The organism is Pseudomonas oryzihabitans, from assembly GCF_007665395.1.
GTDB classification, from domain to species: domain Bacteria; phylum Pseudomonadota; class Gammaproteobacteria; order Pseudomonadales; family Pseudomonadaceae; genus Chryseomonas; species Chryseomonas psychrotolerans_C.
Genome location: NZ_VDND01000007.1, coordinates 37228 through 60949 on the forward strand (window position 1 = coordinate 37228; position 23722 = coordinate 60949).

General features: G+C 66.7%; 23 protein-coding genes. 14 read left to right on the forward strand and 9 right to left on the reverse strand.

What is annotated here, in order from left to right:
* Nucleotides 1-39: 39 nt before the first annotated feature.
* Nucleotides 40-870, forward strand: a complete 831-nt coding sequence (locus tag FSV73_RS15405; RefSeq protein WP_145008727.1) for an AraC family transcriptional regulator — start codon at nt 40-42, stop codon at nt 868-870.
* Here the strand turns inward: FSV73_RS15405 and FSV73_RS15410 are convergent.
* Nucleotides 856-1443: a LysE family translocator gene (locus FSV73_RS15410; protein ID WP_145008728.1), complete on the reverse strand. Its 588-nt coding sequence runs from the start codon at nt 1441-1443 to the stop codon at nt 856-858. The genes FSV73_RS15405 and FSV73_RS15410 overlap by 15 nt on opposite strands.
* 186 nt (nt 1444-1629) lie before the next feature.
* Nucleotides 1630-3864 carry an ATP-binding protein gene (locus FSV73_RS15415; RefSeq protein ID WP_145008729.1) on the reverse strand — a complete coding sequence of 745 codons (2235 nt, stop codon included), beginning with the start codon at nt 3862-3864 and terminating at the stop codon, nt 1630-1632.
* 257 nt (nt 3865-4121) lie between these two features.
* On the opposite strand from FSV73_RS15415, the gene tadA reads away from it, so the two are divergent.
* The gene (gene tadA, locus FSV73_RS15420) at nt 4122-4625 is read left to right on the forward strand and encodes a tRNA adenosine(34) deaminase TadA (RefSeq protein ID WP_145008730.1); all 504 of its coding nucleotides are present in this window, start codon (nt 4122-4124) and stop codon (nt 4623-4625) included.
* Here tadA and FSV73_RS15425 read toward each other — a convergent pair.
* The 5 genes from FSV73_RS15425 to FSV73_RS15445 form a co-directional block, all read right to left on the reverse strand.
* Nucleotides 4622-5020: a SufE family protein gene (locus FSV73_RS15425; protein ID WP_145008731.1), complete on the reverse strand. Its 399-nt coding sequence runs from the start codon at nt 5018-5020 to the stop codon at nt 4622-4624. The genes tadA and FSV73_RS15425 overlap by 4 nt on opposite strands.
* A complete protein-coding gene (locus FSV73_RS15430; protein ID WP_145008732.1) occupies nt 5017-6225 on the reverse strand; it encodes an aminotransferase class V-fold PLP-dependent enzyme in 1209 nt (402 codons plus the stop codon). The genes FSV73_RS15425 and FSV73_RS15430 overlap by 4 nt, the downstream gene beginning before the upstream one ends.
* Before the next feature lie 50 nt (nt 6226-6275).
* Nucleotides 6276-7310, reverse strand: a complete 1035-nt coding sequence (gene dapD, locus FSV73_RS15435; protein ID WP_145008733.1) for a 2,3,4,5-tetrahydropyridine-2,6-dicarboxylate N-succinyltransferase — start codon at nt 7308-7310, stop codon at nt 6276-6278.
* Between the two features lie 71 nt (nt 7311-7381).
* Nucleotides 7382-7744, reverse strand: a complete 363-nt coding sequence (locus FSV73_RS15440) for an ArsC family reductase (RefSeq protein ID WP_145008734.1) — start codon at nt 7742-7744, stop codon at nt 7382-7384.
* A gap of 130 nt (nt 7745-7874) precedes the next feature.
* The gene (locus FSV73_RS15445) at nt 7875-8315 is read right to left on the reverse strand and encodes a YhcB family protein (RefSeq protein WP_145008735.1); all 441 of its coding nucleotides are present in this window, start codon (nt 8313-8315) and stop codon (nt 7875-7877) included.
* A 184-nt stretch (nt 8316-8499) separates the two neighbouring features.
* On the opposite strand from FSV73_RS15445, the gene FSV73_RS15450 reads away from it, so the two are divergent.
* The 6 genes from FSV73_RS15450 to rpsI all read left to right on the forward strand — a co-directional run bounded on the left by FSV73_RS15450 (nt 8500) and on the right by rpsI (nt 13651).
* Nucleotides 8500-9135: an alpha/beta hydrolase gene (locus tag FSV73_RS15450; RefSeq protein WP_145008736.1), complete on the forward strand. Its 636-nt coding sequence runs from the start codon at nt 8500-8502 to the stop codon at nt 9133-9135.
* Between the two features lie 43 nt (nt 9136-9178).
* On the forward strand, nt 9179-10528 hold the full coding sequence (locus FSV73_RS15455) for a tryptophan--tRNA ligase (protein ID WP_145008737.1): 1350 nt from the start codon (nt 9179-9181) through the stop codon (nt 10526-10528).
* Between the two features lie 229 nt (nt 10529-10757).
* On the forward strand, nt 10758-11852 hold the full coding sequence (gene zapE, locus FSV73_RS15460) for a cell division protein ZapE (RefSeq protein ID WP_145008738.1): 1095 nt from the start codon (nt 10758-10760) through the stop codon (nt 11850-11852).
* A 54-nt stretch (nt 11853-11906) separates the two neighbouring features.
* Nucleotides 11907-12608 carry a deoxyribonuclease V gene (nfi, locus tag FSV73_RS15465; RefSeq protein ID WP_145008739.1) on the forward strand — a complete coding sequence of 234 codons (702 nt, stop codon included), beginning with the start codon at nt 11907-11909 and terminating at the stop codon, nt 12606-12608.
* Between the two features lie 206 nt (nt 12609-12814).
* Entirely contained in the window at nt 12815-13243 is a 429-nt protein-coding gene (rplM, locus tag FSV73_RS15470; protein WP_007160609.1) for a 50S ribosomal protein L13, read from the forward strand.
* A 15-nt stretch (nt 13244-13258) separates the two neighbouring features.
* Complete coding sequence (gene rpsI / locus FSV73_RS15475; protein ID WP_058764621.1) at nt 13259-13651, forward strand: 30S ribosomal protein S9; 393 nt, start codon at nt 13259-13261, stop codon at nt 13649-13651.
* Between the two features lie 903 nt (nt 13652-14554).
* On the opposite strand, the gene rne is transcribed toward rpsI, so the two are convergent.
* Complete coding sequence (gene rne, locus FSV73_RS15480) at nt 14555-17908, reverse strand: ribonuclease E (protein ID WP_145008740.1); 3354 nt, start codon at nt 17906-17908, stop codon at nt 14555-14557.
* 706 nt (nt 17909-18614) lie between these two features.
* On the opposite strand from rne, the gene rluC reads away from it, so the two are divergent.
* The 3 genes from rluC to sppA are packed head-to-tail and all read left to right on the forward strand — an operon-like array spanning nt 18615 to nt 21232.
* Nucleotides 18615-19568, forward strand: coding sequence for a 23S rRNA pseudouridine(955/2504/2580) synthase RluC (rluC, locus tag FSV73_RS15485; RefSeq protein WP_145008741.1), 954 nt, complete (start codon nt 18615-18617; stop codon nt 19566-19568).
* Entirely contained in the window at nt 19561-20247 is a 687-nt protein-coding gene (locus tag FSV73_RS15490; protein WP_145008742.1) for an HAD-IA family hydrolase, read from the forward strand. The genes rluC and FSV73_RS15490 overlap by 8 nt, the downstream gene beginning before the upstream one ends.
* A complete protein-coding gene (gene sppA / locus FSV73_RS15495) occupies nt 20240-21232 on the forward strand; it encodes a signal peptide peptidase SppA (protein WP_145008743.1) in 993 nt (330 codons plus the stop codon). Before FSV73_RS15490 ends, sppA begins: the two co-directional genes overlap by 8 nt.
* A 21-nt stretch (nt 21233-21253) precedes the next feature.
* On the opposite strand, the gene FSV73_RS15500 is transcribed toward sppA, so the two are convergent.
* Nucleotides 21254-21832 carry a Maf family protein gene (locus FSV73_RS15500; RefSeq protein ID WP_145008744.1) on the reverse strand — a complete coding sequence of 193 codons (579 nt, stop codon included), beginning with the start codon at nt 21830-21832 and terminating at the stop codon, nt 21254-21256.
* A 99-nt stretch (nt 21833-21931) separates the two neighbouring features.
* Between FSV73_RS15500 and FSV73_RS15505 the strand changes: the two genes are divergently transcribed.
* Genes FSV73_RS15505 through plsX form a run of 3 tightly spaced genes read left to right on the forward strand, consistent with a single transcriptional unit; the run spans nt 21932 to nt 23648 of the window.
* Complete coding sequence (locus FSV73_RS15505; protein ID WP_145008745.1) at nt 21932-22459, forward strand: YceD family protein; 528 nt, start codon at nt 21932-21934, stop codon at nt 22457-22459.
* 10 nt (nt 22460-22469) lie between these two features.
* Nucleotides 22470-22652, forward strand: coding sequence for a 50S ribosomal protein L32 (gene rpmF, locus FSV73_RS15510; RefSeq protein ID WP_007160601.1), 183 nt, complete (start codon nt 22470-22472; stop codon nt 22650-22652).
* A 6-nt stretch (nt 22653-22658) separates the two neighbouring features.
* Nucleotides 22659-23648 (forward strand): phosphate acyltransferase PlsX, encoded by a 990-nt coding sequence (plsX, locus tag FSV73_RS15515; RefSeq protein WP_367575536.1) that lies wholly within the window; start codon nt 22659-22661, stop codon nt 23646-23648.
* Nucleotides 23649-23722 lie beyond the last annotated feature (74 nt).

Sequence of the window (23722 nt, forward strand, 5' to 3'; positions counted from 1 at the left end):
CTAGACTGATCCGGTCCGTCGTCCCGGAATCCTCGCCGCATGACCGCTACCGGCACCGCCGTACCCCGCTTCTGGCGCGACCCCGCGCTGCCCTTTCTGGAGGCCCGCTCCATCCAGGACGGCCGGGCGCTCTGCTATGCGCCCCATTCCCACGAGACCTTCTCCATCGGGACCGTGCTGGGCGGCCGCAGCCGCTATCACAATGGCCCCACCCGCGAACTGGTCGGGGCGGGCACCCTGGTGCTGATGAATCCCGGTGACGTCCATGCCTGCAATCCCCAGGGCGAGGACGCCTGGCGTTATCGGATGCTGCACGTGGATGCCGGCTGGTTGGCCGGGTTGCAGGGGCGGGCCGCCGCGGACTTCCAGCCGCTGGCGGTGCAGCTGTCCCAGGACGAGTCGCTCTACCTCGGGCTGGAAGCCCTGCATGCCTGCCTGATCGACCCCGCGAGCACCACCCTGCAGCGCCAGAGCCGGGCCCTGCTGTACTTCGAGGCGGTCCTGGCCCGGCTGGGACGAATGCCCGCCAAGCCAGCCCTGGCGCGCGAGGATCGCCGCCTGCGTCGCGTCGCCGAGTTCCTCGACGCCCATTGCGGCGAAGGGGTCAGCCTGGAGCAGCTCAGCCAGGTCGCGCAGCTGTCCGCTACCCAGCTGATCCGCAGCTTCCGCCGGCGCTACGGGCTCACGCCCCATGCCTATCTGATCGATCGCCGGATCCGCCTGGCTCGGCAACGGCTGCGCCAGGGCGAGGCGCTGGCCGAGGTGGCCCTGGCCACCGGCTTCGCCGACCAGGCTCACCTGCAACGCACCTTCAAGCGCCTGGTGGCGGCGACGCCCGGCCAGTACCGCGCCGCCTCAGCCCTCCCATAGCAGCGAGGCGGCGCAGAGCACCAGCAGCGCGGCGAGGGCGCGATTGAGCAGTTGCAGTCGCCCGGCGGTCAAGGCTCGTCCTCGCAGCAGCTCGCCGGCCACCGCCCAGCAGGCGAGGGAGGCGAAGCAGATCACCAGGTAGAGGCCGGCGAACAGCGCCAGGCGTCCGCGATCCTCGCCGACGAACAGCGCCACCCCGGCCGCGGCGGCCAGCCAGGCCTTGGGGTTGAGCCACTGCAGCAGGGCGCCATCGCGAAAGCCCGGGCAGTGGGCGAGCCGTCCAGTCCCCAGGTCGCCTGGCGCCCGGGCCAGTTTCCAGGCCAGGTACAGCAGGAACAGCGCCCCGGCCAGGCGCAGCACGTCGAGCAGCAGCGGCCAGGCGGCCAGTACCTCGTGCAGGCCGAGGCCGACCGCCAGCAGCAGGACGACGAAGCCCAGGGTCGCCCCGGCGACATGCCACAGCGCCGGGCGCCAGCCATGGGTGAGGCCGGTGTTGAAACCGACCAGGTTGACCGGGCCGGGGGAGAGCGAGGCTACCAGCGCGAAGGCGGCCATGGACAGGATCAGGGTCATCGTGAGGTCTCGGTGAAGGGGAGACCTGACCCTAGCGAGCGTACCGGTGGGCGGTATTGAAGGAAATGACCCTGTGGGCCGACGAAAGGCGGGAATTCGAGGGGTTTCCCGCGCGTCCATTATCGCGAGCCCAGCGCTCCCCCGGTGGTTTCAACGTCGCTGTCGGCCACCGGGGCTTTTCTTTCGTTACGCGGCCGCCTGGGGCGCAAGTGGCAGGGTGAAGCTGAAGGTGCTGCCCTGACCAAGAGCACTGGTGACGCTCAGTTCGCCGCCATGGGCCTCGACGATGCCCTTGGCGATATACAGCCCCAGCCCGTGCCCGGTGGGGTTGTCTTCCTGGACGTGCCAGAAGCGCTCGAACACCCGTGCCTGCTGCGCCTGGTTCATGCCGCGGCCGTTGTCCGCCACGCTGATCTCCGCCATGTCACCGACGCGGCGCATGCCGAGCTGCACCAGCCCGCCTGGCGCGGTGAACTTGATGGCATTGCCGAGCAGGTTCATCAGCACTTGGAAGATGCGTTCGGGCTCCGCCAGCACCTGGATGTCGGCATCGGCGGCGTATTCCAGGCTGATCGTCTTGCTCTCCGCCAGTGGGCGCGACAGCAGGATGGGCTGGGCGCAGACATCCACCAACCGCGCCGCCTTGAGATCCAGCGCCAGCCGATCGGATTCTATCTTCGACAGGTCCAGCAGGTCGCTGATCAGGGCGTTCATGCGGTTGGCGGCGGTCTCTATCACCTCCAGCGACGCCGGCAGGCGGTCATCACCCACTGCCAGCTTTTCCAGCAGGCGCTGCAGCATGCCGGTCTTCATCAGGATGATGGTGATGGGGCTGCGCAGGTCGTGGGAGACCGCCGCGACGATCTCGTCGCGCAGGCGCACCGCCTGGCGCTCACGCTCCACCTGGCGGGCCAGGTCCAGTTCGATGGCCGAGCGGCGCAGGTCCTTGGCCGCGAACAGGTCGGACGACCGCCAGCGCTCGGAACGCAGCCGTACCAGTTCCTTCCAGGCGTCGAAGGAGCGCCGCGGATGGGGATAGTTGAGCCCGGAGCCCGGCGCGGCGGCGGTGGGTTCCAGCTTGGCCGGATTGCCGCTCCAGACCACGGTGGTCACGATCTCGGGGCGGAACCAGAGCACCAGGTTGCGCACCGGCTTGGGCAGCGCCAGGGCCAGGATGCCGCTGGCCCGGTCACTGTAGCGGCGCGCATCGGGCACCTCGTCGGCCAGGCAGCGGTTGGCATAGATGCCGGAGGTATCCATCTCCGTGGTGACCCAGGCCGCGAGCAGGCGGATGTCCTCGGCGGTCGGGCAATCGCCCAGGGTGACCAGCTCGTCTTCCACCAGCACCGCGGCGCCCGCGGCATCCACCAGCTCCAGCAGATCCGTCGCCCGCTCGCACAGCCCGCTCAGGACTTCGCCACGGGAATCGCACATCGCCTGGATCAGGCCGGCGAGTTGCGCCTCGCGAGCGTCGATTTCGCGCTGCACCTGGCGATTTTCCAGGGCGCGGATCATCAGCGAGACCAGTACCCCGACCGAGCGGCACGCCATGCGCGTACGAAACGGCAGGTACAGCGGCTCGCGATGGCCGCAGCTGATCAGGCCCCAGAGCTTGTCGTCGCTGATCAGCGAGACGCTCATGGACGCCCGCAGGCCCTGGTTGCGCACGTACTGGCAATGGATGGGGGAGACGCTGCGCAATACCGCGTGAGTCAGGTCGATGGGATCGTGGGCGGTGCCATGCAGGTAGGCGGGTACCAGGGGCACCGCCTCGTACTGGGCATCGGGAATGTTGCGAATCCAGTTCTCGTGATAGAGGGCGCGGGCCTGGGCCGGGATGTCGCTCGCCGGGAAATGCATGCCCAGGTAGCTGTCGATGTCCTCGATGCGGTCCTCGGCGACCACCTGGCCATCGCCGCCATCGTCGAAGCGATAGACCACCACCCGGTCGAAGCCGGTCAGGGCCCGCACCTCGCGTACCGCGCCGGCGCAGAGTTCGGGCAGGGTGCGCGCCTGCTGCAGGCGCGCCAGGGCACGGGCCAGGCCGGCAGGCTCGACGCCGCCATGGTCATCCGGCTCGAACTCCATGAAGACCAGGCCATGGCTGCGATGCAGGATCACATCCATGTCCCGGGTCGGGCGGGTCCAGCCGAGGGGATTGGCTTCCTCCAGGTGCTCCAGGGTCAGGGCCTGCTGGACCTGTTCATGGAGGTCGGCAGGCAGGACCTGGCCCAGGGGGCGGTCCAGCAGCTCGACTTCCGGTCTCGCGAGCAGCTCGGGCAGGTTGCGGCTGATGTGCTTCACCCGCTGCTCCACCACATCGAAGGCGAGCAGATAGCCATGCGCCTGGATCGCGCCTGGGATGCGGATCGGCTCGCTTTCACAGCTTTGCAGCGACTGACCGGGCGGTGCAGCAATCATGCGTCTGTCTCAGATGAACTCTTGAATAGGACCACGGGTGGCCTCGACCGTTGAAGTTTAGTCGTCGAATGACCGGTGATGTGATGAGTGTCACAAAAATGCCCGGGCCGGCTCCTAGCCATTCTTTCATTTGATTTGTTCAATAACTATTACTGTGATGCCTTTTTGTCGAGCGTCGCACAGCCGAGCTCGGAGTGCCGCGACTGATCTCGACGGTCGGGCGCGGTATCATGGGCCTTTGCTTCGAGTTCTCCTCCATGGCCCGCTTCCGTCCCTTGCCCATCGTCGACCGCAGTCAGGATGATCGCTTCATGCGTGAGGCGCTCACCCTGGCGGAACGGGGCGCCCTGCAAGGCGAGGTCCCGGTCGGCGCCGTGGTGGTGCTCGAAGGGGAGATCGTCGGTCGCGGCTTCAACAGCCCCATCGGCGCCCATGACCCCAGCGCCCACGCCGAGATGCAGGCCATCCGCGCTGCCGCGGCGCGCCTGGCCAACTATCGGTTACCCGGTGCCACCCTCTACGTGACCCTGGAGCCCTGCAGCATGTGCGCCGGGCTGATCGTCCACAGCCGCATCCAGCGGCTGGTCTATGGCGCCAGCGAACCCCGCGCCGGCATGGCCCAGAGTCGCGGGCGCTTCTTCGAGCAGGATTTCCTCAACCACCGCGTGCTGGTGGAGGGTGGGGTGCTGGCCGAGGCCTGCGGCCAGGTGCTGACCGACTTCTTCCGGGCGCGGCGCAATCCGGCGGCCGGGGAGGGTTAGGCCGCCAGTTCGCGCATTCGCGCCAGCACCGCGTTCAGGCCATTGCTGCGTGACTGCGACAGCTGCCGCTCCAGGCCGAGTTCGCCCAGCCAGCCATGGATGTCGAGCCGGCCCAGTTCCTCCCGGGTCAGCCCATTGGCGCGCACCAGTACCACGGCGAGCAGCCCCTTGAGCACCCGGGACTCGCTGCTCGCGCGGAAGAAGTGACGATCACCCTGGGCCTCATGGGTCAGGCGCACGCGGCTTTCACAGCCTTGCACCAGGTCTTCGTCACGCTCCTCCGCTACCGCCGGCAGGCGCTCGGCCCATTGCAGCAGCAGGCGCGAACGCGCTTCCCAGCCCTTGGCGATGACGAAGGCGCGGCGGGCTTCCGCCGCATCGGGAAGCAGATTCATCGCAAGAGCTCCAGGGCGTTGTCCAGCGCGGTGAAGAAGCGCTGCAGATCCTCGGCGTCGTTGTACAGGCCCAGGGACACCCGCAACGCACCGGGCGTCCGCAGGGTCTGGAACAGCGGCATGGCGCAGTGCTGACCGGCTCGTACGGCGATGCCCTGTTCACCCAGCAGGTGGGAGAGATCACCGACGTCGACCCCCTCGACCTGGAAGCTGGCCAGGGCGATCTGGGGTTCACCCAGCACGCGGACGCCCTCGCGGGCGGCCAGCCCGGCCAGCAGCTTCAGGCTCAGCGCCTGCTCGTGACCGCGGATCAGCGTCTCGTCCTGCCCTTGCAACCAGTCGACCGCCGCCCCCAGGGCGATGGCCGCGCCGATGGGCGGCGTGCCGGCCTCGAAGCCCATGGGGGCGGCATGGAACTGGGCCTCGCTGAAGGAGGTGTGCCGCACCATCTCGCCACCGAATTGCCAGGGCCTGAGCTGCGCCAGGCACTCGGCCTTGCCCCAGAGCACGCCGATGGCCTCGGGGGCATAGAGCTTGTGGCCGGAGAAGGCATAGAAATCGGCGTCGAAGTCGGCCGGGCGATGCCGGCCATGAACCGCGCCCTGGGCGCCATCCACCACCAGCCAGGCCGGCGACCGGGCCCGTACCCGTTCGGCCAGTTCGGCCAGCGGCTGCCATGTGCCCAGCACATTGGACAGCTGGCTGACCGCGACCAGGCGGGTCCTGGGTCCCAGCAAGGCCTCGGCGGCCTGTAGATCGAGATGGCCGCCGGGCGTCAGCGGGATCACCTTCAGCTGCAGGCCCCGCCGCCGCGCCAGCTGCTGCCAGGGCAGCAGGTTGGCATGGTGCTCCAGGGCACTGATGAGGATTTCGTCGCCCGGGCTGAAGGTCTCTTCCAGGCCATAGGCCAGCAGGTTGAGCGCCTCGGTGGCCCCGCGCGTCAGCACCACCTCGTGCGGCGAGGCGGCGCCCAGCCAGGCGGCGACCCGTCCCCGCGCACCTTCGTAGGCGGCGGTGGCACGCTCGGCCGCCCAGTGCTGGGCGCGGTGCACATTGGCCGCGCCCAGGCTATAGCTGGCCAGCAGGGCATCCAGCACCACCTGGGGCTTCTGCGCCGTGGCGGCGCTGTCGAGGTAGGTGATGCCATCGGCGGCGAAGGCGGTGAAAGCCGGAAATTCGGCTCTCCAGGGAGAGGGTAGCGACATGGCGACAGCTCCGGGGTAGCCCGCGCGGGGCGGGCTGCCCGGTGGTGGACTCAGTTGTGCGCGTGCAGCGCTTCGTTGAGTTCGATGGCGGTCTTGTTGGTCTTGCATTCGACCGCGCCGGTTTCCGAATTGCGGCGCAGCAGCAGATCGCTCTGACCGGCCAGCTCACGGGCCTTGACTACCCGCACCCGCTGGTTCTGGTCATCCAGCACGGCGACCTTGGTACCGGCGGTCACATAGAGACCGGATTCCACGGTGCAGCGATCGCCCAGCGGGATGCCGATGCCGGCGTTGGCGCCGATCAGGCAGCCTTCGCCGACGCTGATGATGATGTTGCCGCCGCCCGACAGGGTGCCCATGGTGGAGCAACCGCCGCCCAGGTCCGAGCCCTTGCCGACGAAGACGCCCGCGGAAACGCGGCCTTCGATCATGCCGGGGCCGGCGGTACCGGCGTTGAAGTTGACGAAGCCTTCGTGCATCACGGTGGTGCCTTCACCCACATAGGCACCCAGGCGCACGCGGGCGGTATCGGCGATGCGCACGCCAGCCGGCACCACGTAGTCGGTCATCTTGGGGAATTTGTCCACCGAGAAGACTTCCAGCAGCTTGCCGCGCAGGCGCGCTTCCAGCTGCTCGGCCGGCAGCTCGGCCAGGTCCACGGCGCCCTGGTTGGTCCAGGCCACGTTGGGCAGCAGGGCGAAGATGCCGCTCAGGTTCAGGCCGTGCGGCTTGACCAGGCGGTGGGACAGCAGGTGCAGCTTGAGGTAGGCCTCGGGGGTGGAGGCAGGCGCGGCATCTTCGGCCAGCAGGGTCGCCACCAGCGGCTTGGTGCTCTCGGCCAGGCGGGTCAGCAGCGCCGACTGCACCGGGTCGATGCCCTTGAGGGCCTCGGCCAGGCCGCGGGCCTGGGCCGGGGCGAAGGCGATGGCCTGGTTGCCGCCCTGGTAGTCGAGCAGCGGCGCGACCGCCGCCACCAACTCGGCAGCGGGATTCAGCAGGGGCTGCGCATAGAAGACTTCCAGCCAGGCGTCCTGGCGGTTCTGGGTGCCGACACCGAAGGCGATACTGAAGAGGGCATTCGACATGTTGTTCATCCTTTACAAAGGCACCGATCCGGTCGGTGCGGGGTATGCGTTGGGGGCTATCGCCGCGGGGCTCAGTTCAGGGCCGCGGCATAGAGCTCGGGCTTGAAGCCCAGCAGGGTACGGTCGCCGAGATCGAGCACGGGTCGCTTGATCATCGAAGGCTGCGCCAGCATCAGGTCGATGGCCTTGGCGGTATCCAGGTCGGCCTTCTGGGCGTCGTCGAGCTTGCGGAAGGTGGTGCCGGCGCGATTGAGCACCTTGTCCCAGCCGTGCTCGGCGCACCAGGCGGCCAGGCGTTCGCGGTCGATGCCGCTCTGCTTGTAGTCATGGAAGTGATAGGCCTGGCCGTGCTCGTCGAGCCACAGGCGGGCCTTCTTCATGGTGTCACAGGCCTTGATGCCGTAGAGGCTCAGGCCATCGGCCGCTACGGGCATGGCGTTCTCCTGCGAAAGACTGCAACCGCAGATTATGCCATGTCGGGCCGGAAAAGGGCCGGGCGTCGCACCCGGACCCGCACGGCCAAGCAGGAAAGGAAAAGGCCGGGACAGTGCCCGGCCTCCTGGATCAACCGCGGCTCTTCACGCCGTAGGTTTCATCGAGGGTGCCCGGGGTGCCGTCACCCTTGGGCGCGTAGTCCCGCGGCGCTTCGGTCGGACCATCGATCCGCTCGCGGCTGGTGGGATAGCGCTGTTCGGCACTGTGCAGCGAGGCCAGCAGGTGCTGGCGGGTCAGTTCGTCCTGCGCCAGGCGCTCGGCGCCCTCGGACAGGTGGGTCTGCATGTCCTGGTAGGTCTGGGTCAGCTTGCGCACCAGTCCGGCGGTGGTGCTGAAGTGGCTGGTGACCTCGTGCTGGTAGTCGTCGAACTTCTTCTGCAGGTCATCCAGCTGGCGCTGCACCCGGCTCGGCGCGGCACCCGGCAGCAGGCGCGCCAGCAGAAAACCTATCCCGACCCCGATCAGCAGCGCGAGCAGGGGCAACAACCAGGTAGTGAGCGACTGTTCCACGAAACTTCCTCTATGAGCGGCTTTGCTTTACGGTAACGGCAGACCGGCGAGCCTGTACACTGGGTTGCGTCTTCTGCCATTCGCTGGGCGTCATCATACCCCGCACTCAGGCATCGCGCAGGATCGACCCTATCAAATCAACTCCTTGGATGAGCACTGTGCGTCCGGGGTCACGGAGTCAAGCGTGTCAGCCCGTGAAGAATCCCTGCTGCTGGAGGGCCCCGCGGGCACTCTGGAAGCGCTGTACCAGAGTCCCGCCGAACCCACCGGTGCGGTGTTGCTCTGTCATCCCCATCCGCTCCATGGCGGCGCCATGCAGAACAAGGTGGTCGCCACCCTGCAGCGCATCGCCCGGGATGCCGGCCAGGCCACCCTCAGATTCAACTTCCGCGGCGTCGGCGCCAGCACCGGCGTGCATGCCGGCGGCGAAGGCGAGATCGACGATGCCGCGGCCGCCGTGGCCTGGCTGCGCGAACGCCATCCCGACCTGCCCCTGACCCTCTGTGGCTTCTCCTTCGGCTCCTGTGTCGCCGCCTGCCTTGGCGGGCGCCTGGAAGGCGCAGGCGTGCCCGTGGCGCGGCTGTTCATGCTGGCGCCGCCGGTGGAGCGCTTCGCGGTCGATGGCCGGCTGCCCACCCGGGCCCGGCTCACCGTCATCCAGCCCGAAGCCGACGAGGTGGTGACCCCCGAGCGCGTCTACGCCTGGTCCGCCAGCCTCGACCTGCCTCACGAACTGCTCCGCGTTCCCGAGTGCAGCCACTTCTTCCATGGCAAACTCGTCGAACTCAAGGATCTGGTCCTGCCGCGCCTGCAGGCCTGACCTCTCCAGATAAGCCCTCGTCTCTCGGATTTCCAGCGCCTCCATGACCACTCGCATCCTCACTGGCATCACCACCACCGGTACCCCGCACCTGGGAAACTACGCCGGTGCCATCCGTCCCGCCATTCGCGCCAGCCTGGCCGACGATGCCGATTCCTTCTATTTCCTCGCCGACTACCATGCCCTGATTAAGTGCGACGACCCGGCGCGCATCCAGCGCTCGCGGCTGGAGATCGCCGCCACCTGGCTGGCCAGCGGCCTGGATCCGGAGCGGGTGACCTTCTATCGGCAGTCCGACATCCCCGAGATCCCCGAGCTGACCTGGCTGCTCACCTGCGTCGCCGGCAAGGGCCTGCTCAACCGTGCCCATGCCTACAAGGCCGCGGTCGATCGCAACCTGGAGCAGGGCGAGGACCCCGATGCCGGGGTGACCATGGGCCTCTACAGCTACCCAGTACTGATGGCGGCGGACATCCTGATGTTCAACGCCCTGCGCGTGCCGGTCGGCCGCGACCAGATCCAGCACGTGGAAATGGCCCGCGACATCGGCCAGCGCTTCAACCACCTGTTCGGCAACGGGCGCGACTACTTCGCCCTGCCCGAGGCGGTCATCGAGGAAAGCGTCTCCACCTTGCCCGGCCTCGATGGCCGCAAGATGTCCAAGAGCTACGACAACACCATCCCGTTGTTCGGCAGCGCCAAGCAGCTCAAGGAGGCCATCGCCCGAATCGTCACCGACTCGCGCCTGCCCGGCGAGCCCAAGGACCCCGACAGCGCCCATCTCTTCACCCTCTACCAGGCCTTCGCCACCCCCGAACAGAGTGCCGCCTTCCGCGCGGCCCTGCAGGATGGCCTGGCCTGGGGCGAGGCCAAGGCCCAGCTCTTCGAGCTGCTCGACGCCGAGCTGGGCGAGGCGCGCGAGCGCTATGCGGCGCTGATCGCCCGTCCCGACGACCTCGAAGATATCCTGCTGGCCGGCGCCGCCAAGGCCCGCCGCTACGCCACGCCCTTCCTCGGTGAACTGCGCGAAGCCGTGGGCCTGCGCTCGCTCAAGACCCAGGTCGCCACCGGCGGCACCAAGAAGAAGGCCAGCAAGACCGCCCGCTTCGTCAGCTTCCGCGAAAACGACGGCAGCTTCCGCTTCCGCCTGCTCGACGCCGACGGCACCGAGCTGGCGCTCTCCATCCCCTTCGCCGAAGCCAAGACCGCCGGCATCACCAGCAAACAGCTGGTCACCACCCCGGCCACCGTCGTGGCAGGCGAGGGCAATGGCTTCCAGCTGCTGCTGGACGACAAGGTCGTGGCTGAAGGCGTCGCCAGCGATTCTCCGGCCGCCCGCGATGCTCTGGTCGAGCGCGCCCGCGCGGTCTTGGCGCAATTGGCCGAAGGCTAAGAGCTTGCGCAAAGGCTGCTGCGCGTCGGCCAAACTGCGTTGAAAATGGCTTCGGAATGCTCATTTACCCGCTGTAAACTCCGCTTCCTCAGCCATTTTCGCCTTGTTTGTCTCTAGCTCGCGAGTCTTTGAACAAGCTCTGACGGCACCCCCGGACCCTGGCGTTGTCAACGCCAGGGTCCGCCATTACAGTGACCACCCTTTTTCACCCAGCCGACCAGAAGCCGCCATGACCCCCCTCGAGCGTTACCAGGCCGACCTCAAGCGCCCGGAGTTTTTCTACGATGCTGCCCAGGAAGAGGCCGTCCGCCATCTGCAGCGGCTCTATGACGACTTGCTCGCCGAGCCCGCGGCCAAGGGCGGCCTGTTCGGCAAGCTGCTGGGGCGCAAGACGGTCACGCCGATCAAGGGTCTGTATTTCTGGGGCGGGGTAGGGCGCGGCAAGACCTACCTGGTCGACACCTTCTACGACGCCCTGCCGTTCAAGCAGAAGATGCGTACCCACTTCCACCGCTTCATGAAGCGCGTGCACGAAGAACTGCGCACCCTCAAGGGCGAGAAGAATCCGCTGACCATCATCGCCCGGCGCTTCGCCGACGAGGCGCGGGTGATCTGCTTCGATGAATTCTTCGTCTCCGACATCACCGACGCCATGATCCTGGCGACCCTGCTCGAGGAGCTGTTCAAGAACGGCGTGAGCCTGGTCGCCACCTCCAACATCGTGCCAGACGGCCTCTACAAGGACGGCCTGCAGCGCGCCCGTTTCCTGCCGGCCATCGCGCTGCTCAAGGAGCACACCGAGATCGTCAACGTCGACAGCGGCGTGGACTATCGCCTGCGCGCCCTGGAACAGGCCCAGCTCTTCCACTACCCGTTGAGCGAGGAAGTCGAGGCGGCCATGGCCAAGAGTTTCCGTTCGCTGACCGTCGAGTGCAACGACCTCTGCGAGGACGTGCCGCTGATGATCGAGAATCGCGAGATCCGCGCCCGGCGCACCTGCGAAGACGTCGCCTGGTTCGATTTCCGCGCCCTCTGCGACGGCCCGCGCAGCCAGAACGACTACATCGAGCTGGGCAAGATCTTCCAGACCGTGCTGGTTTCCAATGTCGAGCGGATGGATGCCCTTAAGGATGACATGGCGCGGCGCTTCATCAACCTGGTCGACGAATTCTACGACCGCCAGGTCAAGCTGATCCTGTCCGCCGAGGTCGAGCTCAAGGACCTCTATGCCGGCGGTCGGCTGGAATTCGAATTCCAGCGTACCCTCAGCCGCCTGCTGGAAATGCAGTCCCACGAGTACCTGGCGCGTCCGCACAAGCCCTGAACCCTGCCCGGGTTGAAGGATCAATCCTTTGACTCAGGTTCTTGGGAGCTGCTCGTGAATTCCGACCCCTTCGCCGACTGGGATGGCTCGCCCGCCCAGGCGCGCATCCTGCAAAAGCAATTGGCCAGGCAGGTCCGCCTGGACGACGACTTCGGCGCGCCACGGCGCTATGCCGGAGTCGACGTGGGTTTCGAGGAAGGCGGCGAGATCACCCGGGCGGTGGCCGTCCTGCTGGATGCCGACACCCTGCAGCCGCTGGCCCATGCCGTCGCCCGTATTCCCACCGTCATGCCCTATGTGCCGGGGCTGCTGTCCTTTCGCGAACTGCCGGCGCTGCTGCAGGCCCTGGAAGAGTTGCCGGAAACGCCCGGGCTGGTGTTCTGCGACGGTCACGGCATCGCCCATCCCCGCCGTCTCGGTATCGCCGCCCATCTGGGCGTGGTCACCGGTCTGCCGACCATCGGCGTCGCCAAGAAGATCCTCACCGGCCATCATGGCGAGCTGGCCGAAACCCGCGGCAGCCAGGTCGACTTGCTGGATCGGGACGGCGCGGTGATCGGCACGCTGCTGCGCAGCAAGGACAGGGTCAAGCCACTGATCGTCTCGCCCGGTCATAGGGTCAGCCTGGCCAGCGCACCCGCGCTGGTCATGGCCTGCGTGCGGCGCCACCGCCTGCCGGAGCCGACCCGCCTAGCGGATCACCTGGCCTCGCGTCGCCAGGGCTCGGCGGCCACCCAGGCGCTGTTCTCCTGCTAATTTCCGGTTGCTTTTTCGCCTTGAAGGGGTATCATGCCGCAGCTTTCTTGGCGGGGGATGCCTAAGCCTGCCGAGATCGCCGTAGCGGACGCCGACCCGAGCCCCCGAAGAGCGTCTGTTTCCGGCTGCCCCTGACTTGTCCGGGGTTGCACTGTTGTGTAGAATTTGCCGTCTTTTTACCAGGGCGGCCTCTGAGGCCATAGAGAATGAAAACTTTCACCGCAAAACCGGAAACCGTTAAGCGCGACTGGTACGTCGTCGACGCTGCTGGCCAGACTCTGGGTCGTCTGGCTACTGAAATCGCCACTCGCCTGCGTGGCAAGCACAAGCCCGAATACACTCCTCACGTTGATACCGGCGACTACATCGTCGTCATCAACGCCGAGCAGGTTCGGGTGACCGGTGCCAAGACTACCGACAAGATGTACTACCATCACTCCGGTTTCCCGGGTGGCATCAAGTCGATCAACTTCGAAAAGCTGATCGCCCGTGCTCCCGAGCGCGTCATCGAGACCGCCGTCAAGGGTATGCTGCCGAAGAACCCGCTGGGCCGCGACATGTATCGCAAGCTCAAGGTGTACAAGGGTGCGAACCATCCGCACACCGCTCAGCAGCCCCAAGAACTCAAGTTTTAATCGGGATAGTACAACATGTCGGCAACTCAAAATTACGGTACCGGCCGTCGTAAGACTGCCACCGCTCGTGTCTTCCTCCGTCCGGGCACTGGCAAGATCTCCATCAACGATCGCACCCTGGACACCTTCTTCGGCCGCGAAACCGCGCGCATGGTCGTCCGTCAGCCCCTCGAGCTGACCGAGACCCTGGAGAAGTTCGACGTCTACGTCACCGTCGCTGGCGGTGGTGTAAGCGGCCAGGCCGGTGCCATCCGTCACGGCATCACCCGCGCCCTGATCGAGTACGACGAAGGCTACCGCAGCTCCCTGCGCAAAGCCGGCTACGTCACTCGTGACGCCCGTGAAGTCGAGCGTAAGAAAGTCGGTCTGCGCAAAGCGCGTAAGCGTCCGCAGTACTCCAAGCGTTAATCCCTCGGGATTTGCTCGAAAAACCCAGCCGGTCGGCTGGGTTTTTTTATGCCTGGGTTTTTCCTGCGAACGCCGCTTGGTTGGGCTTCGCTGTGCTCAGCGCCAACCTACGGCGTTTCACTCGGGTCTCGTAGGTTGGGCTGAGGCAGCTCCACCGCCGAAGCCCAACAGCCAGTCCGCATCTCGGAATGTTGGGCTTCGCTGTGCTCAGCGCCAACCTACGGCGTTTCACCCGGCTCTCGTAGGTTGGGCTGAGGCAGCTCCACCGCCGAAGCCCAACAGCCAGCCCGCACCTCGGAATGTTGGACTTCGCTGCGCTCAGCGCCAACCTACGGTGCTTCACCCGGGTCTCCTAGGTCGGGCTGAGGCAGCTCCACCGCCGAAGCCCAACAGCCAATCCGCATTTCGGAAAGTTGGGCTTCGCGGCGCTCAGCGCCAACCTACGGTGCTTCACCCGGGTCTCGTAGGTTGGGTTGAGGCAGCTCCCCCGCCGAAGCCTAACAACTGGTCCGCACCTCGGAATGTCGGGCTTCGCTGTGCTCAGCGCCAACCTACGGCGTTTCACCCGGGTCTCGTAGGTTGGGCTGAGGCAGCTCCACCGCCGAAGCCCAACAGCCAGTCCGCACCTCGGAATGTTGGGCTTCGCTGCGCTCAGCGCCAACCTACGTTGCCTCACTGGATCTCGTAGGTTGGGCTAAGGCAGCTCTACCGCCGAAGCCCAACAAGCAGGCCGCGCTTGGGTCTCTTGGGCTTTGCTGCGCTCAGCGCCAGCCTAAGTTAGCGCACTGACGTCGATGAGCCTGGGCGCAAGGGAAGGGATAAGGCCGCTTGACGGTATACGCCGCCACGAATCCCGGGCATGAAAAAGGGCGCCGAAGCGCCCTTTTTCCTTTGCGTCAGGAATCAGCGGGGATGGTTTTCCCGCGACTCTTCACGCTTGCGGTCGAGTTCGGACTGAGCGGACTCGTCCTCCTTCGCTACGTCGGTCTTGTGGATCTCGTCGCCTGCCGGCTCCGTGCTGGCCGGGGCGGCAGGGGCTGCCTCTTCCTGCATGGGGCTCGGTGCGAGCTCGGCGGGTTGTTCCACCACGATAGGCGCCGATTCCGCTTCGGCGGCAGGCGTGACCTCGGCCACCGGAGTGGGCTCGGACTCGACTACCGGTTGCGGCTCGAGGGTGCCTACCGCTGCGGTAGCGAAGGTTTCCTCGGTTTCGGCGATGGCGCCCAGGGCCGGTGCCGGCACTGCCTGCTCCGGCTGCTCAGCCTGCTTGGCGCGAGCGGCGGCCTCGGCTTCGCGGGCCAGGCGCTCACGGCGGCGACGCTCGCGCGGGTCGTTGGAGGCGCGGCCGGCCGCCGATTCCGCGGTCTCGGTCTCGACCGGTTCAGCGGGGGTGGGGGCGGGGGTCGCTACCGGAGCGACCTGCTCGGCGACCGGCGTGGTGATTTCCACCTCCTGGTGCGGCGCACGCTCGTCCTGCAGCTGGCTCACGGTAGGGGTAAGGATTTCCGGCTGGGCGGGCGCATCGGCGGCCGGCTGCTCCGCCGGAGTTTCCGGAGTGGCAGTGACGGCGCTTTCCACGGTCGGTGCCGCGTCCTGCTGGTGAGCGTCGCGTACCTCTTCCTGGGTCGCGATGGCGGTTACGCTCTCGCTGACCACCACGGCGGTACCCAGGGCGACGGCGGCCGGCGCGACAGTGGCGTCGGTGCCTGCAGCGTTCTGCTCTTCGTCTTCGATGAAGTTGCCGTTGGCGTCACGCTGACGCTCGCGACGGTTGCTGCGACGACGCTGGCCGCGGGAACGACGGCGGGGACGCTCTTCGCCTTCTTCCAGCTCCTCGTTGCCTTCCAGCACCTCTTCTTCGTTCAGCTCTTCGGCGGTGGCCGCTGCCTGACGCTCTTCGCGGGCCTTGCGTTCTTCTCGCGGCTGACGCTCTTCGCGGGGCTTGCGCTCCTCACGGGGCTGGCGCTCCTCGCGAGCCGGGCGTTCCTCGGCGCTCACGTGCGCTTCGCCAGGTTGACGCTCTTCACGGGGCTGACGCTCTTCGCGAGCGGCACGCTCCTCACGGGGTTGGCGTTCCTCGCGCGGCTGACGCTCTTCACGCGGCTGGCGCTCTTCGCGAGCGGCGCGTTCCTCGCGGGGTTGACGCTCCTCACGCGGCTGGCGCTCTTCGCGCGGCTGACGCTCCTCGCGGGGCTGGCGCTCTTCACGGGTGGCGCGCTCCTCGCGGGTGGCGCGCTCCTCGCGGGGCTGACGCTCCTCGCGAGCGGGGCGGTCTTCACGAGCCTGACGCTCTTCGCGAGGCTGGCGCTCTTCACGCGGCTTGCGTTCTTCGCGGGCCGGACGCTCGCTGCGTTCGCCACGGTCGGCGCGCGGCTGGCGTTCTTCGCGCGGCTTGCGCTCGTCGTCACGACGGCCTTCGCGGCGGCGATTCTGCTGGCGGCCATTGCGACGCTCGTCCTGGCGGCGCTGCTCGTCGCTGCTCTTGGCGGCTTCCGGGGTGGCGACGGTCTTGTCGGCCAACGGCTGCTCCTCGGTCTTGCCGGCGAACAGGCTGACCAGGGACTTGACCAGGCCCTTGAACAGATTGGGCTCGGCTACCGGCTTGGCGGGTGCGGTGGCGATGGGAGCCACGACCTCGGCGGTCACCGGCGTGGGCGCTGGGGCGCGCTCGGGCGCTACCTTCACCGCGGCTTCCTGGCGGACCAGGGTGCGGGTCGAGCTGACCGGCAGCACTTCCTCGGCTTCGGTATTGGCCATCTCGTAGCTGGACTGGCTGTTCAGCAGCTCGGGATTGTCGTCACGCAGACGCTGCACTTCGAAGTGCGGGGTCTCGATGTGGTCGTCCGGCAGGATGATGATGCGCACGCGGGTGCGCAGCTCGATCTTGGTGATGCTGTTGCGCTTCTCGTTGAGCAGGAAGGACGCGACCTGGATGGGCACGTGGGCACGCACCTCGGCGGTGCGATCCTTCAGGGCTTCTTCTTCGATCAGGCGCAGGATCGCCAGCGACAGGGATTCCACGTCGCGGATGATGCCCTGGCCGTTGCAACGGGGGCAGACGATGCCGCTGGTTTCACGCAGGGAAGGGCGCAGGCGCTGGCGGGACATCTCCAGCAGGCCGAAGCGCGAGATGCGCCCGATCTGCACGCGGGCACGGTCGGCTTCCAGGGCTTCGCGGACGCGATCTTCCACGGCGCGCTGGTTCTTCACCGGAGTCATGTCGATGAAGTCGATGACGATCAGGCCGCCGATGTCGCGCAGGCGCAGCTGGCGGGCGATTTCCTCGGCCGCTTCCAGGTTGGTCTGCAGGGCGGTTTCTTCGATGTCGCCACCCTTGGTGGCGCGCGCCGAGTTGATGTCGATGGACACCAGGGCCTCGGTGGGGTCGATGACGATGGAACCACCGGACGGCAGCTTCACTTCACGCTGGAAGGCGGTCTCGATCTGGCTTTCGATCTGGAAGCGATTGAACAGCGGGACGCTGTCCTGGTACAGCTTGATCTTGCTGGCGTACTGCGGCATCACCTGGCGGATGAAGCTCAGGGCTTCTTCCTGGGCTTCGACGCTGTCGACCAGGACTTCGCCGATGTCCTGGCGCAGGTAGTCGCGGATGGCGCGGATGATGACGTTGCTTTCCTGATAGATCAGGAAGGGACCCTTGCGCTCGCCCGAGGCTTCGGTGATGGCGGACCAGAGTTGCAGCAGGTAGTCGAGGTCCCACTGCAGCTCTTCGGTGCTGCGGCCTAGGCCGGCGGTGCGCACGATCAGGCCCATGTCGCCCGGGGCGTCCAGGCCGTTCAGGGCTTCGCGCAGTTCGTTGCGCTCCTCACCCTCGATGCGGCGGGAGATGCCGCCGGCGCGGGGATTGTTAGGCATCAGCACCAGGTAGCGACCGGCGAGGCTGATGAAGGTGGTCAGGGCGGCGCCCTTGTTGCCGCGCTCTTCCTTCTCGACCTGGACGACTACTTCCTGGCCTTCGGAGAGCACTTCCTTGATGTTGACCCGGCCTTCCGGGTTCTTCTTGAAGTACTCCCGGGAGATTTCCTTCAGCGGGAGGAAGCCGTGGCGATCGGCGCCGAAGTCGACGAAGGCGGCTTCCAGGCTGGGCTCGATGCGGGTGATGCGGCCTTTGTAGATGTTGGCCTTCTTCTGTTCGCGGGCACCGGACTCGATGTCCAGGTCAAACAGGCGTTGACCGTCGACCAGGGCAACCCGCAATTCCTCGGGCTGGGTCGCGTTGATGAGCATTCTCTTCATGTAATACCACTACGTTCCGGGCTCTCGGCCCGCGTGGTGGCAACAGGATTCAGGAGAAGGGTGCATGGGGTCGTATCGAAGCCGGTATGGATCCGGCCTTCGTGTCCAGCAGCAGGCCCGGGGGCGTGCCGCGACTACGTCTCCTGCAGGCGCTTGAGCGACTGCCGTTGCAGCTCCACAGGAGGAGGAATCAACCAGGCATGGTGCGGGCGTGACAGCCGAAAGGCTCGGGCAGCCGGGTCGTCGCGGGATTCGTGTCAGGTGTCGCTCGGTTGGAGCATCGGCCGTTGGCCTTGAGGCTTCCACCTGCGATCGTCACCTTGGCCGAAGCTGGGCGCGAAGCGGGCTGCAGGCGTACTGTCAGGCTACGCGATACGCTGGTTGTGCATCTCCATCCTGCACACAATCTTCAGGAATCAGGTGCCGCCCGCGAGGTCCGGAGCGGTTGTCGTTTTACAGCTGGCACCCTGGGTGCCGCTGCCTTGGTTACCAGGCGGATCGCAGCTCGCCACTCACCCCCTTGGGCAGAGTCGGCAATCTGCTGGACGGCCAGACGTCCAGTGACTATTGCATTTGCAGCCTATATTCGCGGGCGGAATCGACGGCCTCGCGAGCGGTGCCATCCAGACAGGACTGATAACCGCCTCCGGACTATAGCAGCAAGCTTTAAGTGCTTCAAATCAGGGAAAATTGCTATCATCCGCCGATGACTAAGCCTCCTTCTCCCAGCACCGGCGTTCAACTGCTCGATGTGCCCGCCGACTATGCCGGCCAGCGTATCGACAACTTCCTGCGTACCCAGCTCAAGGGTGCGCCCAAGACCCTCATCTATCGCATCCTGCGCAAGGGCGAGGTACGGGTGAACAAGGGCCGCATCAAGCCCGACTACCGCCTGCAGGCCGGCGACCAGGTGCGGGTGCCGCCGCTACGGCTGTCCGAGCCGGACGAGCCGGCACCCCTGGCCAAGGGGCTGCTCGAGCGCCTGGAGGCGTCCATCGTCCACGAGGACAAGACGCTCATCGTCATCAACAAGCCGGCGGGTATCGCCGTGCACGGGGGCAGCGGCCTGTCCGGCGGGGTCATCGAGGTCTTCCGCCAGTTGCGCCCCGACGCCCGCGACATCGAATTGGTCCATCGCCTGGACCGGGACACCTCCGGACTGCTGATGATCGCCAAGAAGCGCAGCATGCTGAGGTTCCTGCACGAGGCGCTGCGCGGCGATGGCGTCGACAAGCGTTATCACGCCCTGGTGCGCGGCCACTGGCCGGCAGCAAAGAAGAAGATCAGCGCACCCCTGCTGAAGAACACCCTCAGGTCCGGCGAGCGCATGGTCGAGGTCAATGACGAAGGCAAGGAGGCGCTCACCGAATTCCGCGTGCTGCGGCGCTATGGCGAATTCGCCACCCTGGTCGAGGCGCGGCCGGTGACCGGGCGTACCCACCAGATCCGCGTCCATGCCCGCCACGCCGGGCATGCCATCGCCGGCGATCCCAAGTATGGCGACGAGGACTTCTCCCAGGAGATCCGCGACCTGGGCGGCAAGCGACTGTTCCTGCATTCGGCGAGTCTGGTGATTCCGCTGCCCGAGGGCGGCGAGCTGCGTCTCGAGGCGCCGGTCGACAGTACCTGGAGCCAGACGCTGGAGCGGCTGGATGCCTGATTACCAGCTGCTGATCTTCGACTGGGACGGCACCCTGGCGGACTCCATCGGCCGCATCGTCGCGGTGATGCACGTGGCCGCCGAGCAGCTGGGGCTGCCGCCCCGCAGCGACGTGGCCATCAAGGGCATAATCGGCCTGGAGCTGGTCGCGGCGATCCAGACCCTCTATCCGCACCTGGTGACCCCGGCCCAGATCGAAGGCTTTCGCGACGCCTACAGCGCCGAATTCGTGCGCCGCGAGCAGGAGGCGTCGCCCTTGTTTCCCGGCGTGCTCGAAGGCCTGCAGCGCTTTCGCGCCCAGGGCTATCAGCTGGCCGTGGCGACCGGCAAGAGCCGCCGGGGTCTCGCCCGCTCGCTGCAGCAGCATGGCCTGGGCGACTTCTTCGATATCACCCGCTGCGCCGACGAGACGGCCGGCAAGCCGGATCCGCAGATGGTGCAGGAGATCCTCGCCCATTGCGGCGTGACGCCGGCGCGGGCGCTGCTGGTGGGCGACGCGGTGTTCGACCTGGAAATGGCGCGGCGGGCGGGGGTCGCGGCGGTGGGCGCAGCCTACGGTGCCCAGCCGGCGGAGGTCCTCAGGGATTTCGGGCCGCGCCTGATGATCGAAGCGTTCACGGACCTGGCGCTGTGGCTGGGTGACAATGATGTGGTCAGGAGTGAGGCAGGGCATGGCTGACGAGTGGAAGGAAGACAGCGGGCGTGCGCGCCCGGCGGACGACAAGACCTGGGCCCTGATCGAGAAGACCATGCTCGCCAGTGTGCGCGAGCAGCGGCGGGCGCGGCGCTGGGGCATCTTTTTCAAGCTGCTGACCTTCGCCTACCTGATCGTGATGCTGGTGCTGTTCACGCCCCTGCTGTCGCTGGGCAAGAAGGGTGGGGTGACCGAGTCCGGCGCCCATACCGCGCTGATCGAACTCAAGGGCGTGATCGCCGACGACGAGAAGGCCAGTGCCGACAATGTGGTCACGGCGCTGCGCAAGGCCTTCGACGACAGCAATACCCGCGGCGTAGTGCTGCGCATCAACAGTCCGGGTGGCAGCCCGGTGCAGTCCGGCTACATCTATGACGAGATCAAGCGCCTGCGTGGCCTGCATCCGGACATCAAGTTGTATGCGGTGATCGCCGACCTGGGCGCCTCCGGCGCCTACTACGTGGCGAGCGCAGCCGATGCCATCTATGCCGACAAGGCCAGCCTGGTGGGCTCCATCGGCGTCACGGCGGCCTCCTTCGGCTTCGTTGGCACCATGGACAAGCTGGGCGTGGAGCGGCGGGTCTATACCTCCGGCGAGCACAAGGCCTTCCTCGATCCCTTCCAGCCGCAGAAGCCCGAGGAAACCCGCTTCTGGCAGCAGGTGCTGGACACCACCCACCAGCAGTTCATCGACAGCGTCAAGAAGGGTCGCGGCGACCGGCTGAAGGTCGAGGGCCATCCGGAGTTGTTCTCCGGGCTGGTCTGGTCCGGCGAACAGGCCCTGGGGCTGGGGCTGATCGACGGTCTCGGCAGTACCAGCTATGTCGCCCGCGAGGTGATCAAGGAAGAGCGCCTGGTGGACTACACCCAGGAAGACTCACCCTTCGATCGCTTCGCCAAGCGCCTCGGTGCCAGCGTCGCCGAGCGCCTCGCCCTCTACATGGGGTGGCAGGGGCCGACCCTGCGCTGACGGGTCGTCGCGGCCGGTGACCTAGGGCACCGGCAGTCCCGCCTCGCGCAGCAGCGCGGCCAGGCGGATGAGGGGGAGGCCGATCAGGCTGGTCGGATCCTCCCCGTGCATGGCCTCGAACAGGGCGATGCCCAAGCCCTCGGCCTTGAAGCTGCCCGCGCAATTATAGGGTTGCTCGGTCCGCAGGTAGCGGTCGATGGTCGCCGTGTCCAGTCGACGAAACCGCACCTGGAAATCCACCACCTCGCTGCGGCATTCGCCGGTGTGGCTATCCAGCAGCGCCAAACCGGTGTGGAACACCAGGGTGCGACCGCTGGCGCGGGCCAGTTGCTCCTGTGCCCGCTCATGAGTCAGGGGTTTGCCGAGAATCTCGCCGTCGATGGCGGTGGCCTGGTCCGAGCCGATGATCAGGGTCCGTGCCGGTTGGTCCGCCAGGGCAGCGGCCTTGGCCCGGGCCAGGCGCTCCACCAGCGCCCGGGGACTTTCGCCCGGCAGCGGCGTTTCATCGATATCGGGCGACTGGTGGGTGAAGGGCAGGTACAGCCTTTCCAGCAATTGGCGGCGGTAAGGTGAGCTGGAAGCGAGTAGAATAAGAGGCATCAGTTTGTTCTCGGGCGAGGTCGACCAGAGGTCGGTCGGCGTCGCTTCGGGGTTAATTTCCTTTGACAGCCGTAAGGCCGTCCCTATAATGGCGCGCTTATGTTGAATGGGCCAATTCCACCTCAGGTCGATCCTCGCAAATTGGCGGATCGCGGCGTCACCCTCAAGGGTGAGCTGCCTCTCGCGAACATGCGGCGTGTCGGCGAGCAGCTCGTGAAGTCCGAAGGCGCGGTAGCCGTCGTCCTCGACTTCGGGCGTGATCAACAGCGGCAGTTCGTCATCCACGGTGTCCTGGATACCGAGGTCGAGATGATCTGCCAGCGTTGTCTGGAGCCGGCAGTGCTTCCCATCCACAGCGAATTCGATTTCGCCGTGCTCTGGGAAGGGCAGTCGGCCGATGCCTTGCCACAGGGTTACGATGCCCTGGAGGTTGGCGAAGATCCCCTGGATCTGCATAGCCTGGTCGAAGAGGAGCTGTTGCTCGCGCTGCCGATCATTCCCGTGCACCCAGAAGGGGCTTGCCAGCATCCGGAAGGTTTCGAGGCGCCCGAAGAGCCGGCGGACGAGGAAAAGCGACCCAACCCGTTCAGTGTACTTGCGCAGTTGAAGCGTGACCCAAACGTTTAGGAGTTAAATCATGGCTGTTCAGCAGAACAAAAAATCCCGTTCCGCTCGCGACATGCGTCGTTCGCACGACGCCCTCGAAGCGAACGCCCTGTCCGTGGAAAAGAGCACCGGTGAAGTTCACCTGCGCCACCACGTGTCGCCCGACGGTTTCTACCGCGGTCGCAAAGTGATCGACAAGGGTTCCGACGAGTAATCCTCGATCGAAACCGTCATCGCGATCGATGCAATGGGCGGGGACTTCGGTCCCCGCTGCATTGTTCCTGCTTCACTCCGCGCGCTCGCGCGTTTCCCCGCCCTAAGTCTTCTCCTCTGTGGTCAGCGCGACGCCCTGTCGGCCTGGTCACCGCCCGCTTCACTCGCCAACCGCCTGCATTTCGACTACGTCGACTCCGCCGTAGGGCCCGATGAGCGCCCCGCCAGCGTCGTGCGCAGCCGTGCCCGCACCTCCATGCATGCCGCCCTGGACGCGGTCCGGCAGGGGCGTGCCCAGGGCTGCCTGAGCGCCGGCAATACCGGGGCCTGGATGGCGCTCGCCCGATCCCTGCTCGGCACGCTGCCGGAGATCGACCGGCCCGCCATGATGTCGGCGCTGCCCGGCCGGGGCGAGCACCAGACGCTGCTGCTCGATCTCGGTGCCAATCTCGATAGCTCGGCCGAACAACTGCTGCAGTTCGCCTATCTGGGCGCGGGCGCGGCCCAGGCGCGTGGCCTGGCGCGGCCGCGGGTGGCCCTGCTCAACGTCGGGCGCGAGCCGGGCAAAGGAACGCCGGTGATCCAGGAGGCCGCGCGCCGGCTCGCCGAGAGTCGCACCTTCGACTTCATCGGCTTCGTCGAGGGCAGCGATCTCTACGCCGCGGCAGCGGACGTGGTGGTCTGCGATGGCTTCACCGGCAACGCCGTGCTCAAGTCCGGCGAGGCGCTGCTGCGCCTGCTGGTCGAGCGCAGCGGCACGACCTCGCGGCTCGAGCGCTGGCTGCTGCAGCCCTGGCTGGCTCGGCGCTTCCGCCACTGGGATCCGGAGCTGCGCAATGGCGCGAGCTTCCTCGGCCTCAATGCGGTGGTGGTGAAGAGCCATGGCGCGGCAGGCGAAGTCGGTCTCGTTCAGGCCATCGAGCGCGCCCTGCGCGACGTGGAGACTGATCTCCCCGGCCGGATCCGGTTAAACTTGGCGGCTCTGAAAGCGGTGTGACCGACCGGTCGACACCGACATCTCAGTCTGTCAGTGGCGAAACAGCGTGTTCGCCCGCAATGGACCCACAAGAG

Coding starts and splice junctions, on each gene's coding strand:
- FSV73_RS15410 (WP_145008728.1), bottom strand. CDS start 1,443: ATGACCCTGATCCTGTCCATGGCCGCCTTCGCGCTGGTAGCCTCGCTC.
- zapE (WP_145008738.1), top strand. CDS start 10,758: ATGACCCCCCTCGAGCGTTACCAGGCCGACCTCAAGCGCCCGGAGTTT.
- dapD (WP_145008733.1), bottom strand. CDS start 7,310: ATGTCGAATGCCCTCTTCAGTATCGCCTTCGGTGTCGGCACCCAGAAC.
- FSV73_RS15425 (WP_145008731.1), bottom strand. CDS start 5,020: ATGAATCTGCTTCCCGATGCGGCGGAAGCCCGCCGCGCCTTCGTCATC.
- FSV73_RS15490 (WP_145008742.1), top strand. CDS start 19,561: ATGCCTGATTACCAGCTGCTGATCTTCGACTGGGACGGCACCCTGGCG.
- FSV73_RS15430 (WP_145008732.1), bottom strand. CDS start 6,225: ATGTCGCTACCCTCTCCCTGGAGAGCCGAATTTCCGGCTTTCACCGCC.
- rluC (WP_145008741.1), top strand. CDS start 18,615: ATGACTAAGCCTCCTTCTCCCAGCACCGGCGTTCAACTGCTCGATGTG.
- FSV73_RS15415 (WP_145008729.1), bottom strand. CDS start 3,864: ATGATTGCTGCACCGCCCGGTCAGTCGCTGCAAAGCTGTGAAAGCGAG.
- rplM (WP_007160609.1), top strand. CDS start 12,815: ATGAAAACTTTCACCGCAAAACCGGAAACCGTTAAGCGCGACTGGTAC.
- FSV73_RS15455 (WP_145008737.1), top strand. CDS start 9,179: ATGACCACTCGCATCCTCACTGGCATCACCACCACCGGTACCCCGCAC.
- FSV73_RS15405 (WP_145008727.1), top strand. CDS start 40: ATGACCGCTACCGGCACCGCCGTACCCCGCTTCTGGCGCGACCCCGCG.
- rpmF (WP_007160601.1), top strand. CDS start 22,470: ATGGCTGTTCAGCAGAACAAAAAATCCCGTTCCGCTCGCGACATGCGT.
- FSV73_RS15500 (WP_145008744.1), bottom strand. CDS start 21,832: ATGCCTCTTATTCTACTCGCTTCCAGCTCACCTTACCGCCGCCAATTG.
- FSV73_RS15505 (WP_145008745.1), top strand. CDS start 21,932: ATGTTGAATGGGCCAATTCCACCTCAGGTCGATCCTCGCAAATTGGCG.
- tadA (WP_145008730.1), top strand. CDS start 4,122: ATGGCCCGCTTCCGTCCCTTGCCCATCGTCGACCGCAGTCAGGATGAT.
- rne (WP_145008740.1), bottom strand. CDS start 17,908: ATGAAGAGAATGCTCATCAACGCGACCCAGCCCGAGGAATTGCGGGTT.
- rpsI (WP_058764621.1), top strand. CDS start 13,259: ATGTCGGCAACTCAAAATTACGGTACCGGCCGTCGTAAGACTGCCACC.
- sppA (WP_145008743.1), top strand. CDS start 20,240: ATGGCTGACGAGTGGAAGGAAGACAGCGGGCGTGCGCGCCCGGCGGAC.
- FSV73_RS15440 (WP_145008734.1), bottom strand. CDS start 7,744: ATGCCCGTAGCGGCCGATGGCCTGAGCCTCTACGGCATCAAGGCCTGT.